A 16,052-nucleotide genomic window follows, 5' to 3' on the forward strand; every position below is an offset into this window, starting at 1 on the left:
GAGGGCCGCCCCCGCGACCCGGCCGACGGCGGCGGGGCCGGTGCGCACAGGTGTGCGCGCCGGCCCCGCCGGAGGGGGCCCGGGAGCGGGTCACAGGCCCAGGGCGTGCATCGAGAAGTGGAACACGAACAGGACGCTCAGCAGCCACATCAGCCAGCCCACCTCGCGGAACCGGCCCTGCGCCGACCGCAGGACGGTGTAGGCGATGATCCCGATCCCGATACCGCTCGCGATGTTGTAGGCGAACGGCATGATCGCGATCGTCAGGAACGCCGGGATCGCGACCGACATGTCGTCCCAGTCGATGTCGCGGATCTGCGTCATCATCAGGGCGCCCACCAGCACCATGGCCACCGAGGCGGCCTGGGCCGGGACGATCGCGAACACCGGCGCGAACACGATCGCGGTGAGGAAGAGGGCCCCCGTGACCACGCTGGCCAGCCCGGTCCTGGCGCCCTCGCTCACCCCCGCCGTGGACTCCACGAACACCAGGGTGGCGGACGAGCTGGTCAGGCCGCCGACCACGGCCCCGGCCCCGTCCGTGGCCAGGATCTGGTTGACCCGCGGCATGTTCCCGGCGGTGTCGGAGATGTTCGCCTTGGCGCCGATCGCCAGGATGGTGCCGACGGCGTCGAAGAACCCGGCCAGGACGAGGGTGAACAGGATGACCCCCGCGGCGGTGGGGCCCGCCGTCGTCCACGCCCCGAACATGTCCACCTGGAACAGCAGTCCGAAGTCGGGTACCGCGACCGGGCTCGCGGGCAGCTGGGGGGCGCCCCCGCCCCAGTCCTGCGGGGTCAGGCCCAGCGCGTGGTGCACCGCGACGGCCATCACGGTGGCCCCGACGATGCCGTAGAAGATCGCACCGGGGACCCCGCGCGCCAGCAGCACGCCGGCCAGGATCAGGCCGCTCACGAACACCAGCAGCGGCCAGCCGAGGAGGTGGCCGCCGTCGCCGGAGGCGCCGATCTGGAGCAGGCTGTCGCCGTCGCCCTTGCTGACGAAGCCGGCGTTGGACAGCCCGATCAGCGAGACGAACAGGCCGATGCCCACGCCGATCGCCAGCTTGAGGTTGTGCGGCAGCGCGTTCATCACCGCGGTGCGCACCCCGGTGACCACCATCGCGACGATGGCGATGCCCTGCCACACGACCAGGCCCATCACCTCGGGCCAGGACATGACGGGGGCGGCCTGGTAGGCGACGACGGCCATCACCCCGAGGGCGGCGGCGCAGGCGATCGGCGCGCGCCCGACCACCCCCATCATGATGGTGACGAGGCCCGCCGCCAGGGCCGTCACGGTGGTCAGCTGCGCGGCCGACAGGGTGTCCCCGTTCACGTCGGCGACGCCGCTCAGGATGATCGGGTTCAGGACGATGATGTAGGCCATCGCCATGAAGGTGGTGAGGCCTCCCCGGACCTCGCGGGCGATGCTGGAGTCCCGCTCGCTGACGAAGAAGAAGCGGTCGAGCCGGGATCGACCTGTGACGGATACGGGCCGGTCGCGCCTCGGGGCGCGCTCACTTCGGGGCATGTCCCCTCCTGGAGGGAAACGGGGCAGCCTGGGGCCGCCATGGGTGAGGGGGGTACTACTCCCGGTAGTCACCTGAGGGCGGACTCCAGGACTGTCCCGGTCGGCGAACGGTCGCGGCAGCCGCGTCGCGGAGCGCGCCCGCCGGGACCGGAGGCTCCGGGGAGCGGGTACGGCCGGACCGCGGGGCGCGGCGGGACTTCCCGCCCACCGCGCCCCGGCGGGCTACAGGTCGATGCCCACGATGTCCTCCGGGCGGACGGGCGCGTGCGTCAGCGGGCGCCCCGTGGCAGCGCGCACCGCCGCCACGACCGCCGGCGTCGACGACAGGGTCGGCGGCTCACCCGCCCCGCGCAGCCCGTACGGCGCGTGCGGGTCCGGGTGCTCCAGGACCTCGATCCGCATCGGCGGCGTGTCCAGGATCGTCGGGATCAGGTAGTCGGTGAACGACGGATTGCGAATCACACCGTCCTCGACCAGGATCTCCTCCATCAGCGCCAGCCCGAGGCCCTGGGTGGACCCGCCCTGGATCTGACCGGCCAACTGCTGCGGGTGCAGCACCCTGCCGACGTCCTGCACCGCGTCCAGGGCCACCACCTTCACCAGGCCCAGGTCCACGTCCACGTCCACCACGGCGCGGTGGACGCACATCCCGAACTGGGTGTGCGAGTCCCCCTGGCCCAGCTGCGGGTCGAGCATCTCGGTGGGCCTGTGGTGGAACTCGCGGGTCTCCTCGACCACCACACCCCCCTGGCCCGCCTCCCCCAGCAGGTCCGCCAGGGACACCAGCGCGCCTGCCGTCGCCGACACCACCTTGCCGCCGGCCAGGGACAGGTCGGTGTCCGGCAGGTCCCCGGGCACGAGCCCGCGCTCGCGGGCCAGCCCGAACACCGCGGCCCGCACCGACGCGCAGGCCGTCTTGACGGCGCCGCCCGTCATGTACGACTGGCGTGAGGCGGACGAGGAGCCGGCCGAACCCACCTGGGTGTCGGAGGGGTGGATGACGACCTTCTCCACGCCCAGCTCGGTCCGGGCGATCTGCCCCTTGACCGTCACCAGACCCTGGCCGACCTCGGCGGCGGCGGTGTGCACCATCACCACGGGCTCACCCGCCACGACCTCCAGCCGCACCCGGGCGGTGGAGTAGTCGTCGAAGCCCTCCGAGAAGCACAGGTTCTTCAACCCCACGCCGTAGCCCACACCGCGCACCACGCCCTCGCCGCGCGTGGTGCCCGCCACCCCGCCCGGCAGGGTGCGCAGGTCCCCGGGGTCCGCCAGCGTCTCCCGCCCGGGCGGCATCGGCAGGTCGCGGCAGCGCTCCAGCATCTCCGCCATGGGCAGGGGCATGTCGATCTCCTGGCCCGTGATGATCCGCGAGCCCTGCGACACGGCGTTCCGGATCCGCAGTTCCACCGGGTGCAGCCCCAGCCCTTCCGCGAGCTTGTCCATCTGCGACTCGTAGGCGAAACAGGCCTGCACGGCGCCGAACCCGCGCATCGCGCCGCAGGGCGGGTTGTTGGTGTACACCCCGTAGGCGTCCACCAGCACGTGGGGCACCTCGTAGGGGCCGATGCCCAGCGACGACGCCACACCCACCACGGCGGGGGTGGCCGACGCGTAGGCGCCGCCGTCCACGATCACCTCCGCCGTCGCGTACAGCAGCCTCCCGTCGGACGTGGCGCCGTGCTCGTAGCGCATCTTCGCCGGGTGCCTGTGCACGTGCCCGTAGAAGGACTCCTCGCGGTTGTACACGAACTTGACCGGCTTGCCGGTGCGCAGAGCCAGCAGACACGCGTGGATCTGCATGGACAGGTCCTCGCGGGCGCCGAACGCCCCGCCCACACCGGCCAGGGTCAGCCGCACCTTCTCCTGCGGCAGCCCCAGGGCCGGGGCGATCTGCCGCTGGTCCACGTGCAGCCACTGGGTGGCCACGTACAGGTCCACCCCGCCGTCCTCGGCCGGGACGGCCATCCCCGACTCCGGGCCCAGGAAGGCCTGGTCCTGCATGCCCACCTCGTACTCGGTGGACACCACCACGGCGGCCTCGGCCCGCAGCCGCTCCAGTGCCGCGCCCTCGCGGGCCGCCGACCCGGACGCCTCCGCGAACGCGCCCGTACGGATCGGCTGGTGGCGCAGCCTGTTGCCGCGCTGGTTGAACTCGGGGTGGTCGGGCAGCGAACCCGCCTCGTGCACCAGCGGGCAGTCCGGGTCCATCGCCGCGCGCCGGGAGTCGCTGACCGGCGCCAGCACCGCGTAGTCCACCCGGATGCGCTCCATCGCGCGCCGGGCCGTCTCCGGGTGGTCGGCCGCCACCACCGCCACCGGCTCGCCCTTGTAGCGCACCTTGCCGAAGGCCAGCACGGGCTGGTCCTCGACCTCCAGCCCGTAGCGCTTCTGCCCGGGCACGTCCTCGTGGGTGAGCACCGCGTGCACGCCCGGAACCCTCAGGGCCTCGGTGATGTCGATGCCGCGGATCTCCGCGTGCGGGTGGGGGCTGCGCAGAGTCGCCCCCCACAGCATGTCCTCCATCCACATGTCCGAGGAGTAGGCGAACTCGCCTGTGACCTTCAGCGTCCCGTCGGGACGCCGCGGGCTCGCGCCCACCCCGTCCTTCGTGGTGCTGGTCAGGTCCGTCACGGTACGGGTCGTCGCCGCCATCAGCGGCTCACCTCCTGGGTCAGGGCGCGGTGCGCGGCCCGGCCGCGCGCGGCGGCCGTCTCGGCGGACAGGGTGCGCAGCTCACCGCGGTCGACGACGGTGTTCCCGCCGACCCAGAGCCGCTCCAGGGGCGGGGTGGGGCCGAAGACCGCCGCCACCACCGGGTCGGCGACGACGTCGTAACCGAACCCGTCAACCCGCCACAGGGCGATGTCGGCGAGCTTGCCGACCGTCAGCGAGCCCAGCTCCGCGTCGCGGCCCAGCACCCTGGCACCGCCCAGGGTGGCCATCTCCAGGGCCTGCCGGGCGCTGAGCGCCTGCGGGCCCCTGCGGGCGCGGGCCATCAGCAGCGCCTGGTGCATCTCCCCGGCCAGCGGGGTCAGCTCGCTGGAGGCGGGGCCGTCCACGCCCAGACCGACCGGGACGCCCGCGTCCAACAGCTCGGTGACGCGGCAGATCCCCGCGCCCAGGCGGGCGTTGGACGTGGGGCAGTGCGCGATGCCGGTGCCGGTCGCCGCGATCCTCGCGATCGCCGCGTCCGACAGGTGCACGGCGTGCGCCAACCACACGTCCTCGCCCAGCCAGCCCAGCTTCTCCGCGTACTCCACAGGGGTGCACCCGAACTCGGCCCGGCACTGCTCCTCCTCGTCGAGGGTCTCGGCCAGGTGGGTGTGCATCCGCACCCCCTTGTCCCTGGCCAGCGCGGCGCCCTCCACCATCAGCTCCCGCGAGACCGAGAACGGCGAGCACGGGGCCACCGCCACCCGCGTCATCGCGTCGTCGGCCCGGTCGTGATAGGCGTCGATCGCCGCGGCCGTCCCGGCGAGGGCGCCCTCCAGCGACTCCACGACAGCGTCCGGGGGCAGCCCGCCCTGGCTCCTGCCGCGGTCCATCGACCCCCGGGCCAGGTCCAGGCGCACCCCCACCTCGCGGGCGGCCTCCACCTCCGCGGCCACGATGTCGCCGCGCCCCGACGGGTGGATGTAGTGGTGGTCCGAGGCGGTCGTGCACCCCGACAGCGCCAGGTGCGCCAGCCCGGCCGAGGTCGTCCCCGACACCACGCCGGCGTCCAGGCGGCCCCAGATCTCGTAGGACCCCACCAGCCACTCGAAGAGCGTGCCGTCGGCGAACAGGCCCTGTGTCGCCCACTGGTACAGGTGGTTGTGCGTGTTCACCAGGCCGGGCGTGACCAGGCACCCGCGCCCGTCCACCCGCTCGGCGCCCGGGGCGTCGGGGGCCGGGCCCGCGCCCACGGCGGCGATCCGCCCGTCGCGCACCACCACGTGGCCGTGGGGGTACTCGGCCCCGTCCACGGTGACCACGTGCGCGCCCTCCACGACCACGGAACGCCCGGTTCCCGTTCCGGCGCCCGCCCCGCTCATGCGCCGCCCCCGGTTCCCGGGGCCGCGCTCGCGACCCGGCGTTCCGCCGCCAGGTGCACCGCCTCGATGATCTTCTCGTACCCGGTGCACCGGCACAGGTTGCCCGCCAGCGCCTCCCGGATCTCGGCGTCGGCCGGCGCGGGGCGCCCCGCACCCACGGTGCGCTCCAGCAGGTCGTCGGTCTGCACGAGCAGCCCCGGCGTGCAGAAGCCGCACTGGACGGCGCCCGCCTCGACGAACGCGTCCTGCACGGTGCTCAACTCGCGTTCGGCGCCCTTGCCCGACCCCTCCGCCAGGCCCTCGACGGTGCGCACCCGGCGCCCCTCGGCCTGGCCTGCGGCGATCATGCACGAGCACGCCGTCACGCCGTCGAAGTAGACCGTGCACGAGCCGCACTCGCCCTGCTCGCACGCGTTCTTGCTGCCCGGCAGGCCCAGCCGCTCCCGCAGCACGTACAGCAGGCTCTCGCCCGGCCACACGTTGTCGGCGGTCACGTCCTCGCCGTTGACGTTGAAACTCACGCGCATCGCGTGGCTCCCTTCCGGTAGTCGGTGACGGACCAGCTCAACGCGCGACGCGCCATCACCGACAGCGCGTGCCTGCGGTACTCGGCGCTGCCCCGCTGGTCGTCGATGGGACGGGCCGCGGCGGCCACCAGCTCGCCGAAGCGGCGCACGGCGGCCTCGGGGAGCGGTGCGCCGCCCTCCCAGTCGAACTCCGCGGCCAGGAACTCCTCGGCCGCCTCCGCTCGCAGGGGTGTGGGACCCGCCGAACCCAGGCCGGTGCCCACGGTCCTTCGCTCGGCGTCGAGGGCCAGGGAGAAGGAGGTCACCGCGATGACCATCGCGTTGCGCGTGCCGATCTTGGCGAACTGCTGGGGACCGGACGGCGCGGGCAGCAGGACCGCCGTGATCAGCTCGTCGTCCTGCCTGGCCGTCGTACGGAACGACAGGAAGAACTCGCGGGCGGGCACCCGTCGCCGCCCCCGCACCGACGCCAGCTCGATCACGGCGTCCGTGGCCAGCAGCGGCGGGTGGGCCTCCCCGGCGGGGGAGGCACCCCCCAGGTTGCCGCCCACCGTCCCCCGGTTGCGGATCTGCGGCGAGGCCACCGACCGGGAGGCCTTGGCCAGCGCCGGAGCTGCGGCCGACAGGTTCTCGATGATCCGGGTGTAGGGCACACCCGCGCCGAGGCGGGTGAGGCCGTCCTCGGCCCCCCACTCGGCCAGTTCGGGGATCCGGGTCAGGTCGATCAGGGCGGCCGGGCGCCGCTTGTCGAAGTTGAGTTCCACCATGACGTCGGTGCCGCCCATGATGGGCACCCCGTCCGGGTGGGCGCTCTTCGCTTCGAGCGCCTCCTCCAGTGTGGAGGGGCTCAGGAATTCCATGCTGGTCCTCGTGGTCGGGGTTCGGTCAGGTCGTCGGCAGGCGCGCAACCCCTGGTCGGTCCGTTGCTGTTGTGAAGTACAACACTGATACACGGGCCCAACCAGAACGTGATGACATGAAGTGATCCTGGAACGAACGGTTAGGGTTGGGCGTTTCCTACAAGCGACGTTCTCGGAAATCCTCTCAGCCGTCGCCCACTCACCGCGGGCAATCGCCCGCCAACACGAGCACAGAAGGACGTTCATGCAGATCAGTGAGCTGCTCGCGGTCAAGCGGCTGCACCTGAGGTTTCTGTCGGGGGCGGAGCAGGCGCACCGCACCCTGCGGTGGGCGTACACCACCGATCTGCTCGAACCGGCCCGCTACCTGCGCGGCGGGGAGTTCGTCCTCACCGGCATGATGTGGCGTACCCGCCCCGAGGACTCCGAGACCTTCGTGTCCTCCGTGGTCGGCGCGGGTGCCGTCGCCCTGGGAGCCGGCACCGCCCTGGGTGAGGTCCCTCCCGACCTGGTCGAGGCCTGCCTCGCCCACGACCTGCCGCTGGTCGAGGTCCCGGCGGAGACGTCCTTCGGCGCGGTCACCGAGGAGGTGCTGCGCTCCCTCACCCAGCGCCGCTTCACCACCATCGCCGAGACCCGCGACCGCCACCGCCGCCTGATGGCCGAGGTCGCCGCCGGAGCCGACTTCCCCGACGCCTTCACCGCGGCCACCGCGCAGGCGGGGCAGACCGCCTGGGTGATCTCCTCCACCGGACGCCAGGTCGCCGCCTCCGGGGCGCCGCTGCCGGAGGCCGACCGGGAGTGGATCGCCGCCAGGGCGCTCAGCTGGCCGACCTTCCCCCACACCACCCGCCTTCCGGAGGAGGGGGGCCGCGTCCTGACCGTCGTCCCCGTCCAGACCAAGGAGTCCCACCCCCTCTCCACGTGGCTGATGGTCTGCGCGGGCGACCACACCACCTGGACCGAGGAGGAGCACGAGGCGGTCGCCGAACTCGTGTCCGTCGCGGTGCTCGCGCGCAGCCGCGCCGACGAACGCGCGCTGGCGGACGCCCGCCACCTCGAGGGGCTGCCCCGGCTGCTGGCCGCCCAGCGCTTCGACGAGGTCACCGAGCTGATGCGCGGAACCGGGACGGCCAGGGGAGCCGACGAGGGCGGACACGTCGTCGTGAGCGCCGTGATGCTGCCCGAGCCACGCGTGCCCGACCTGGCCCGCAGGGTGGTCGCCGAACTGGTCGCCGACCACCCCGGAGCCGTCGTCACCGGCGACACCGACACCCTCGCCGTCCTCCCGGTGACCGGGTCGGGGGCCGACGCCCGCACGAGGGCCGAGGAGATCCGCGCGCGACTGGTCCACCGTGCCCGCGTCCTGGACGGCGGCCTGCTCGACTACCGGCTCGCCATCGGCCTGAGCTCGGCCGCCCGCGGCATCCCCGAGCTGCGCGGCGCCGCGGTGGAGGCGCGTCACGCCCGCCGTCTGGCCGAACTGCGGGGCGGGCGGTCCAGGGTGATCGCCGGCGCCGAGATCGACTCGCACGAGCTGCTGCTCGCCTCCGTTCCAGAGGAGGTCCAGTCCTCCTACCGGGAGCGGCTCCTGGGGCCGCTGATCGCCTACGACCGCGACCACCGCTCCGAACTCGTGGACACCCTGGAGCGGTTCCTCGCCCACTCGGGTTCCTGGCAGCGCTGCGCCGCCGCCATGCACGTCCACGTCAACACGCTGCGGTACCGGATCGGGCGGGTGGAGGAACTGACCGGGCGCGACCTGAGCAGCCTGGAACACAGGGTGGACCTCTTCCTCGCCCTCAAGCTCCGCGACTGAGGGGCGGCCGGGCCCGGGTTGTCGCCGGCGACCGCTAGGGTCCTCGCGATGAGTACCGACCTTTCCTCTCCCGAGACCACGGACGCGGACCTGTCCGAGTCCGACCTGCGCGACGTCCTGGCCGACGCCACGACCGCGCCACGCGTGTTCACCCGTTGCGACCTGTCCGGCGCCGACCTCCGGGACGTCGACCTGGTGGACGCCGTCTTCGCCGACTGCCGCATGGACGGCGCCCGGTTCGAGCGCGCCGTCCTGGACGGCGCGAGATTCACGGGAGGAGGAGCTCCGGGCGCCCTCTTCTCCGGGGCGGAGTGCGCCGACACCCGCTTCGAGCGCATGGACCTGGCCAACACCCGCTGGCAGAGCGCCCTGCTCACCGACACGGTCTTCACGGGGTGCCGGTTGACCGGTGCCGGACTGACATCGCTGCGGGGGATCGGCTACAGCTTCGTCCAGTGCAACATGATGCTGGCGCGCTGCAAGGGCATCTCGCTGCGGGGCCGGACACTGGAGGGCCTGCGACTGGACGAGGCCGACCTCGCCGGCGCGGACCTGCGCCAGACCGTGTGGGTGGAGTCGCGCCTGCGCGGCGCCAACCTGGTCAACGCCACCTTCGTCGGCGCGGACCTGCGCGGGGCCGACCTGGGGGAGCTCGACCTGCAACAGGCGGGTTACCTGCGGGGGGCCACCATCAGCCCCTCCCAGGCCGGTGCCATCCTCGGAGCCCTCGGCATCACCGTGGTCGAGTAGGGCGGGCTCCGGGAGGCGGGCCCCGGCGTCCGGACGCCTCCCGGACGGCCCCGTCCGGAACGGGGCCCGGCGGCTCGGCGCGGGACGGCGCCGACTCCGGGGCGCCCAGCCCTGCCCGGGCCCCTGGAGGCAGCCTCCTGCGGCTTCTGTGTACCGTCACTTGCCTAAAGCCTTTAGGTGAATGTACGATCATCGAAGGCGAATGGAGACAACATGATGGCACGCGCAGGACTCACCCCGGAGCGCCTCACCCGGGCGGGGGCCGAGCTGGCCGACGAGGTCGGCTTCGACCATGTGACCGCCTCGGCACTGGCCAGGCGGTTCGACGTCAAGGTCGCGAGCCTGTACTCGCACGTGCGCAACTCCGAGGACCTCAGGACCCGGATCGCCCTGCTCGCCCTGGAGGAACTCGCCGACCGGGCCTCCGAGGCCGTGGCGGGGCGGGCCGGCAAGGACGCCCTGAGCGCCCTCGCCAACGTCTACCGCGACTACGCACGCGAGCACCCCGGCCGCTACACGGCGGCCCAGCTCAGACTCGACCCGCAGACGGCGGCCGCCAGCGCCGGCGTCAGGCACGCCCGGATGACACGGGCGATCCTGCGCGGCTACGACCTGGCGGAACCGGACCAGACCCACGCGGTCCGGCTGCTGGGCAGCGTCTTCCACGGCTACGTGACCCTGGAGATGGGCGGAGGGTTCAGCCACAGCGCCCCCGACACCCAGGAGACCTGGACGCGGACCCTGGACGCCCTCGACGCCCTGCTGCGCAACTGGCCCGCCGCCTGACCGGAGGCCGTCGCCCGGCCATCCGCCTTCCCGGGCGCGCTCCGACCCGCCGCCGTCCGGCCCAACGCCGGCGCCACGGGCCGTGTCCACGGGGCCCGCGGCCCGTCGCCGGTGCGCCCGAACCGCCCGAACCGCCCCCTTCACCCGACCACCACAGGAGGCCGCCCCGATGCTCGCCCGGGACGACTGGACCACCACGACCATCACGCCGGACCTCGTGTTCGGAGCCCTCGAACTGGAGCACACCGAACGCGGCGTTCTTCCGCACCGGCTGCCCGGCCGTGCCCGCGCCCAGAGCGCGGACCCGCAGCTGGCCCTGGCGGAGGCCCAGCCCTCCGGGGTGCGGCTGGCGTTCCGGACGCGGGCCACCGCCGTCGAGCTCGACACGGTGCCCACCAAGCGCGTCTACCCGGGCGCCCCGCCCCGGCCGGACGGCGTGTACGACCTGCTGGTCGACGGGCGGCTCACCGACCAGGCCGTCGTGAGCGGGGGCGACACCCTGCGCATCGACCTGGCCACCGGCTCCGTCGAGCACCGGCCGGGTCCGCCCGGCACGCTCCGTTTCACCGGCCTGCCCGACCGTGCCAAGGACGTCGAGATCTGGCTCCCGCACAACGAGACCACCGAACTCGTGGCCCTGCGCGCCAACGCCCTCATCGAACCCCTGCCCGACCGGGGCCGCAGAGTGTGGCTGCACCACGGCAGCTCGATCAGCCACGGTTCGGACGCCGCCGGTCCCACCACCACCTGGCCCGCACTGGCCGCGTCCCTCGGCGCGGTCGACCTGGTCAACCTCGGCCTGGGCGGCAGCGCGCTGCTCGACCCCTTCACCGCCCGCACCATGCGCGACACCGCCGCCGACCTGATCAGCGTCAAGATCGGTATCAACCTGGTCAACGCGGACCTGATGCGCCTGCGCGCGTTCGGTCCCGCTGTGCACGGCTTCCTCGACACGATCCGCGAGGGCCACCCCTCGGTGCCGCTGCTGGTCGTCTCACCGATCCACTGCGCCATCCACGAGGACACCCCCGGCCCCTGCGACTTCGACACCGAAGCCCTCAAAGCCGGACAACTGCGGTTTCGGGCCACCGGGGACCCGGCCGAGCGATCCCAGGGCAAGCTGACGCTCACCGTGATCCGGCAGGAGCTGTCGCGCATCGTGCGCCAGCGGGCGGACGAGGACCCGAACCTCCACTACCTGGACGGCCTCGACCTCTACGGGGAGGCGGACTCCGGCGAACTGCCGCTGCCCGACCGGCTCCACCCTGACGCCGCGGCGCACCGGCGTATGGGGGAGCGCTTCGCCGCCCTCGCCTTCGGGGAAGGGGGCCCGTTCTCCGGAGAGGGAGCCTGAGCCGACCATCCCCCCATCCATCCGGTCCGGCCCCCGGTCGGGGCGGGGCCGGACCGGGGGCACCGGGTACGGTCTCCCGGCAGTCGGCCCGCAGTGCCCGCAGTGCCCGCAGTGCCCGCAGTGCCCGGGGCGTCAGGGCAACGGGGGTGCGGTGTCGTGCCCACCGCCCCGGACGGCGATACCGAATCTACGACGTAAAGGTGGCGGTCGAATCGTTCATCACCACCTCCCGCCACGATGGCGCCGAGGATTTTCCCGACTCCGGCGACTGAGCCCGGAGGCCTTTTCTGGCCTCCGCCAAGTGAACCTTCCCGACGGTACGTCAGACCAGGCTGACGGATCCGGGCGCGACGAAGCCCCCGCGCAACGCGTTGCGCGGGGGCTGTCGTGATCTCGCCTGACCTGAGGCGGGTTCTGGAGCGATCCTCCTCGACCCGGGGTCGCGTTCTTAGGGAAGCTGGTCTATGAACCAGGTGGACAGCTCCTCGGTGACCAGGGTGTGCGTCTCGCTCTGCGAGGCGAACTTGACGGCGTGGAAGGGCGTCTCCTCCAACTCCTCCTCGCTGATCGGGGTGTAGAGGTCCTCACGGGCGGCCGGCTCGCGCAGGGAGACGGCGCTGACGGCCGGGACGAAGCAGTGCTCGCGGACAGGGTTGTCGACCTTGAAGCCCAGCCAGGCCGGGAGCGCGTTCAGCGCGTCGGCGAGGATTCCGAAACCGGGCAGGGTGCCGCCGGGCGCGCCGTCGAGGTCGGGCAGTTCGCTGGTGCGGATCTGGCGGCTGGGCAGGGTGACCACCCGCAGCTTGGCGGCCAGCTGGTCATCGCCCTCGGGCTGGGTGCGCAGCTCGGTGCCGGTGACGGCCAGCCCCTTGCCGATCACGGCCTCGACGCCGGGCTCCACACCGTTGCCGACGCCGCTGTCGGGGCCGTTGGCCAGGGCGATCAGTCGAGTCTCCCTTGCCCTGGGCCAGTTGCCGACCTCCTCCAGGGCGCGCAGGAACGCCAGGCGCTGCTCGCTGGTTTCGGGCTTGTCCTGCCAGCTCTCGATGTGCTTGCTCAGCAGCTCCTGGGCGGCCGGGCTGTTGATCTGGTCGGAGAAGCGGGGGTCGAGCTTCTTGGTGTAGTGCGCGAACGCCTGCAGGGACAGGGGGATCCAGGCGCCGTTGTGCGGGCTGTCGTAGGAGTAGTAGAGCTGGGTCTGGTGCTCGATGCCCACCGTCTCCATCTTGGCGAGGGCGTACCGGGTGACCAGGCCGCCCATGCTGAAGCCGCCCACGGTCAGCGGGTGCTCGCCCGCGCGGCGGTCGATCGTCTCGATGACGGCCGCGATCACCGTCTCGGCGTTGTGCAGGATCGACGCGCTGCGCTCGTGGTAGCCGACCAGGACCACGTCGCGGCCCCGGCGGCGGAGCTCGCTCAGCAGCGGGTACGGGCCGAACTCCAGTTGGTCCCAGGTGAAGCCGAGGTCGCTGGGGCCGGCGCTGAAGCCGTCCGCCATCAGGACCGGGCGGGTGAGTTGGCCGTTGCCCTCGCCGTGGTAGACCCAGGCGGTGCCGTGGGGCAGTTCCCAGACGTCGTCGGGCGGCGGCGGGATGCGGTCGGTGGTGCGCGGGCCGGGCTCCAGGATGATCGGGGGAGCGGCCTGCAGGGCTTCGGCGGCCTGTTCTTCGGTGGTGCTCACGGGGCGTCCCTTGGTCCTGGGCGGGCGCCTGCCGCCCGCCGTGTCCCGGCCATCCTGGCCCTGCGTGCGCAAGTTCGCGGGAAAACAGGCCGCCGGAGACAGGTTGCCGGGGCAAGGGTGTGCGGTTGGCGGCGGTATGGGCTGTTCCGGGAGGCGCGCCCGGCGGGGATCCGGCCGACCGCAGAGCCTCCTTGCGGCCCGACCGGGACCGCCCTGCCTGGAGCTACTCACTGGTCACTCCGCCCCTTGCCGTAGCTTCGGGAGAACCAGGGGGCGCGGTAGTTCTGGCGGAAAGTCCAACGCTTGGCGTTCGGCCCCGACCCCACTCGGGCGTTCCCCTCTTCCCCGGGACACTCTCTGTAGTGACCTTGTTGCCTCAGTGATCGGACCGTTCCATGAACCGTGTCCTCGCCCGCACTGTCGCCGCCCCTGCCGTAGCCAACAACGACCCCGACAGGTTCTGGCACTGATCTTGTGGTTTGCTCACGAAGAGTTATGGGGGTCTGTGATTCTGAGCTGCGTGTGAATTTCAGGGGATCGATGTCTCGTGCCGGTTTTGTTGGAGGCTCGGAACCAACGCTTCACCCTGTGTTGAAGCGGAACCCCGCTGGTAGAAGCCGTCTTCGAACTCCGCCGGAGGGGAGTGCTCCGGGGAGCGCGGCGGGAGGTGTGCCGGAGCGGTGGCGCCTCCGGAGAGCGGCGCGGGGTGGCGGGGTCCCCCGCCACCCGGCGTCCGCGTCACCCGGTGAGGGCGTGGGCGACCGCTTCAGCGGTGCCGAACCGTGCGCGGCGGCCGTCCTCCAACTGCCACACGCAGTCCTCCAGGACACGGACCAGGGTCCAGGCCCGGGCCCTGTCGCGGTCGATCCCGACGACCTCGGTCAGCAGGTCGAACCTGCGGCGCACCGAAGCGTCCGCGTCACCCGGGCCGGCCTCCTCGGCGAACCTGTTGCGCAGCGCCGGCAGCAGCTCGTACCCGGGGTCGCCGACGAGCGGTTTGGGGTCGATGGCCACCCAGGGCTCGGGCCGGGTTCCGGGCAGGGGCGCGAGCACGTTCTCGAAGTGCAGGTCCCAGTGCAGGAGCCGGTCTCCGGGATCGGAGGCCATCTCCCCGGCCACCGAGGCCCAGCGGGACAGGGACCGTCGGAAGCCGCTCCCGAGGCGGTCGTCGGTCAGGAACGGTCGGGCGCGGTCCACCAGGGACCGTGTGACGGCTCCGAGTCCGCGCACTCCGTGCGGGCCTGCATGTGCGTCGAGCCGGGCGAGGAGACTGCCGATGACGGTCAGGGCGCGGTCCAGGGGTACGTCTCGGAGTGTCCGGGCGGGGTCGAGTGCTTCGAGGAGCAGGGCTCCGGTGGCGGGGGCGTGGTCGAGCAGGCGGACGGCGCCGTCGCCCGCCCAGGCGCGCAGGGCCGCGGGTTCACCCTCGGTCTCGTCGTCGACGGGTTGCATCTTGAGGACCGCCGGGGAGCCGTCGGCGCGTCGTACCGGGACCACGAGGGCCGCCTTCCCGAACAGGGGGCGGGCGCCGGTGGGGGTCAGGTTCCACGTGTCGCACTGGCGGGCGGTCAGCCGGGGCAGGTTCCGCACCCACTCCGGGCCGAAGAACGCGGTGGCGCTCCGGGCCAGGGCCTCGGGGACGCCGACCGGGGGAGTGGGTTCAGACACGGTGGTCGTCTCCTTCGTCCACCGTGCGGCTCGGGAGCGGCGCGGCCGGGGCGTCCTTCGCCCGGCGGGAGGGGCGGTCACGCAGCGCGTCGGCGACGGCGACCGGCACGTCCGGGAGAGCGGTGCCGCCGTCCTCGATCGCCCAGACGCATTCCTGGAGGACGCGGACGCGTGTCCAGGCCCGGGCGCGGTCCCGGTCGATCCCGGCGGTCTCGGTCAGCAGGTCGAAGCGGCGCCGTGTCTCGCGGAGGGGGTCGCCGGTGGCGACCGCCTCGTTCCACCGGTCGTGGAGGGCCGGGAGCAGTTCGTAGCCGGGGTGTCCCGCGAGGGGCTGGGGGTCGATGGCCACCCAGGGTTCGGGTCGGGTTCCGGGCAGGGGCGCGAGCACGTTCGCGTAGTGCAGGTCCCAGTGCAGGAGCCGGTCTCCGGGTTCGGAGGCCATCTCCCGGGCGTGGGAGGCCAGGGCCGCGAGCCGTGTCCGGTCGCGGGGGTCGCGCAGGTGCGGTGCCAGCGCGGCGCACCTGCGGACCATGGTCCGGGTGATCGTGCCGAGGCGGCGCGTTCCCTCGGGGGCGCGGTGCCGGGTCAGCCGGGCGAGGAGTCCGCCGATGACGGTCAGGGCGCGGTCCAGGGGTTCGTTCTCGAGTGTCCGGGCGGGGTCGAGTGCTTCGAGGAGCAGGGCTCCGGTGGCGGGGGCGTGGTCGAGCAGCCGCACGGCCCCGTCGCCCGCCCAGGCGCGCAGGGCCGCGGGCTCCCCGCGGGTCTCCTCGGTGACGGGTTGCATCTTGAGGACCGCCGGGGAGCCGTCGGCGCGTCGTACCGGGACCACGAGGGCGACCATGCCGTGCATGGGTGCGCCCGTGGGGGTCAGGTTCCACCGGCGGAGGTGCAGGCCGGTCAGTGCGGGCAGGCCGGAGGTCCACTCGGGGCCGAAGTTGTGGTCCAGGAGTGGCGCCAGTGCCGGGGGAACGCTGATCTGAGGCTGCGGGGACGTCGGTTCGTACATGGGTTCCTCTTCTTCGTCGTCGGATCGTGGT

Annotated in this window: 11 protein-coding genes and 1 pseudogene; 4 read left to right on the plus strand and 8 right to left on the minus strand. The window is 73.0% G+C overall.

Annotated features, from left to right (window positions below; translation table 11 throughout):
- Positions 1-90: 90 nt before the first annotated feature.
- The 5 genes from Q8791_RS23850 to Q8791_RS23870 all read right to left on the minus strand — a co-directional run bounded on the left by Q8791_RS23850 (position 91) and on the right by Q8791_RS23870 (position 6,957).
- Positions 91-1,533 carry an NCS2 family permease gene (locus Q8791_RS23850; RefSeq protein ID WP_330094024.1) on the minus strand — a complete coding sequence of 481 codons (1,443 nt, stop codon included), beginning with the start codon at positions 1,531-1,533 and terminating at the stop codon, positions 91-93.
- 222 nt (positions 1,534-1,755) lie between these two features.
- On the minus strand, positions 1,756-4,188 hold the full coding sequence (pucD, locus tag Q8791_RS23855; RefSeq protein WP_330094025.1) for a xanthine dehydrogenase subunit D: 2,433 nt from the start codon (positions 4,186-4,188) through the stop codon (positions 1,756-1,758).
- Positions 4,188-5,570 (minus strand): 8-oxoguanine deaminase, encoded by a 1,383-nt coding sequence (locus Q8791_RS23860; protein ID WP_330094026.1) that lies wholly within the window; start codon positions 5,568-5,570, stop codon positions 4,188-4,190. The genes pucD and Q8791_RS23860 overlap by 1 nt, the downstream gene beginning before the upstream one ends.
- Positions 5,567-6,097 (minus strand): (2Fe-2S)-binding protein, encoded by a 531-nt coding sequence (locus tag Q8791_RS23865; protein ID WP_330094027.1) that lies wholly within the window; start codon positions 6,095-6,097, stop codon positions 5,567-5,569. The genes Q8791_RS23860 and Q8791_RS23865 overlap by 4 nt, the downstream gene beginning before the upstream one ends.
- Entirely contained in the window at positions 6,088-6,957 is an 870-nt protein-coding gene (locus Q8791_RS23870; RefSeq protein WP_330094028.1) for an FAD binding domain-containing protein, read from the minus strand. The genes Q8791_RS23865 and Q8791_RS23870 overlap by 10 nt, the downstream gene beginning before the upstream one ends.
- Positions 6,958-7,201: 244 nt before the next feature.
- Between Q8791_RS23870 and Q8791_RS23875 the strand changes: the two genes are divergently transcribed.
- The 4 genes from Q8791_RS23875 (at position 7,202) to Q8791_RS23890 (ending at position 11,666) form a co-directional block, all read left to right on the plus strand.
- Positions 7,202-8,776 carry a PucR family transcriptional regulator gene (locus Q8791_RS23875; protein ID WP_330094029.1) on the plus strand — a complete coding sequence of 525 codons (1,575 nt, stop codon included), beginning with the start codon at positions 7,202-7,204 and terminating at the stop codon, positions 8,774-8,776.
- Positions 8,777-8,824: 48 nt separating this feature from the next.
- Positions 8,825-9,526, plus strand: a complete 702-nt coding sequence (locus Q8791_RS23880) for a pentapeptide repeat-containing protein (RefSeq protein WP_330094030.1) — start codon at positions 8,825-8,827, stop codon at positions 9,524-9,526.
- A 216-nt stretch (positions 9,527-9,742) separates the two neighbouring features.
- Positions 9,743-10,312 carry a TetR/AcrR family transcriptional regulator gene (locus tag Q8791_RS23885; RefSeq protein ID WP_330094083.1) on the plus strand — a complete coding sequence of 190 codons (570 nt, stop codon included), beginning with the start codon at positions 9,743-9,745 and terminating at the stop codon, positions 10,310-10,312.
- A 169-nt stretch (positions 10,313-10,481) separates the two neighbouring features.
- Positions 10,482-11,666: a GDSL-type esterase/lipase family protein gene (locus Q8791_RS23890; RefSeq protein ID WP_330094031.1), complete on the plus strand. Its 1,185-nt coding sequence runs from the start codon at positions 10,482-10,484 to the stop codon at positions 11,664-11,666.
- Positions 11,667-12,114: 448 nt separating this feature from the next.
- Here Q8791_RS23890 and Q8791_RS23895 read toward each other — a convergent pair whose 3' ends face one another.
- From Q8791_RS23895 to Q8791_RS23905, 3 genes and pseudogenes are all read right to left on the minus strand, one after another.
- Positions 12,115-13,347 carry an esterase/lipase family protein gene (locus tag Q8791_RS23895; protein ID WP_330094032.1) on the minus strand — a complete coding sequence of 411 codons (1,233 nt, stop codon included), beginning with the start codon at positions 13,345-13,347 and terminating at the stop codon, positions 12,115-12,117.
- A gap of 738 nt (positions 13,348-14,085) precedes the next feature.
- Positions 14,086-15,015 carry an aminoglycoside phosphotransferase family protein gene (locus Q8791_RS23900; protein WP_330094033.1) on the minus strand — a complete coding sequence of 310 codons (930 nt, stop codon included), beginning with the start codon at positions 15,013-15,015 and terminating at the stop codon, positions 14,086-14,088.
- Positions 15,016-15,094: 79 nt separating this feature from the next.
- A pseudogene (locus tag Q8791_RS23905) lies at positions 15,095-16,021 on the minus strand (aminoglycoside phosphotransferase family protein); the annotation flags it as partial.
- Positions 16,022-16,052 lie beyond the last annotated feature (31 nt).

Origin of the sequence: Nocardiopsis codii (assembly GCF_036327455.1) — a bacterium.
In the GTDB taxonomy this organism is placed as follows: domain Bacteria; phylum Actinomycetota; class Actinomycetes; order Streptosporangiales; family Streptosporangiaceae; genus Nocardiopsis; species Nocardiopsis codii.

Excerpts from the sequence above, each read along its gene's own strand:
- Q8791_RS23875 (WP_330094029.1), top strand. The coding sequence starts at position 7,202 with ATGCAGATCAGTGAGCTGCTCGCGGTCAAGCGGCTGCACCTGAGGTTT.
- Q8791_RS23880 (WP_330094030.1), top strand. The coding sequence starts at position 8,825 with ATGAGTACCGACCTTTCCTCTCCCGAGACCACGGACGCGGACCTGTCC.
- Q8791_RS23865 (WP_330094027.1), bottom strand. The coding sequence starts at position 6,097 with ATGCGCGTGAGTTTCAACGTCAACGGCGAGGACGTGACCGCCGACAAC.
- Q8791_RS23860 (WP_330094026.1), bottom strand. The coding sequence starts at position 5,570 with ATGAGCGGGGCGGGCGCCGGAACGGGAACCGGGCGTTCCGTGGTCGTG.
- pucD (WP_330094025.1), bottom strand. The coding sequence starts at position 4,188 with ATGGCGGCGACGACCCGTACCGTGACGGACCTGACCAGCACCACGAAG.
- Q8791_RS23890 (WP_330094031.1), top strand. The coding sequence starts at position 10,482 with ATGCTCGCCCGGGACGACTGGACCACCACGACCATCACGCCGGACCTC.
- Q8791_RS23870 (WP_330094028.1), bottom strand. The coding sequence starts at position 6,957 with ATGGAATTCCTGAGCCCCTCCACACTGGAGGAGGCGCTCGAAGCGAAG.
- Q8791_RS23850 (WP_330094024.1), bottom strand. The coding sequence starts at position 1,533 with ATGCCCCGAAGTGAGCGCGCCCCGAGGCGCGACCGGCCCGTATCCGTC.
- Q8791_RS23885 (WP_330094083.1), top strand. The coding sequence starts at position 9,743 with ATGGCACGCGCAGGACTCACCCCGGAGCGCCTCACCCGGGCGGGGGCC.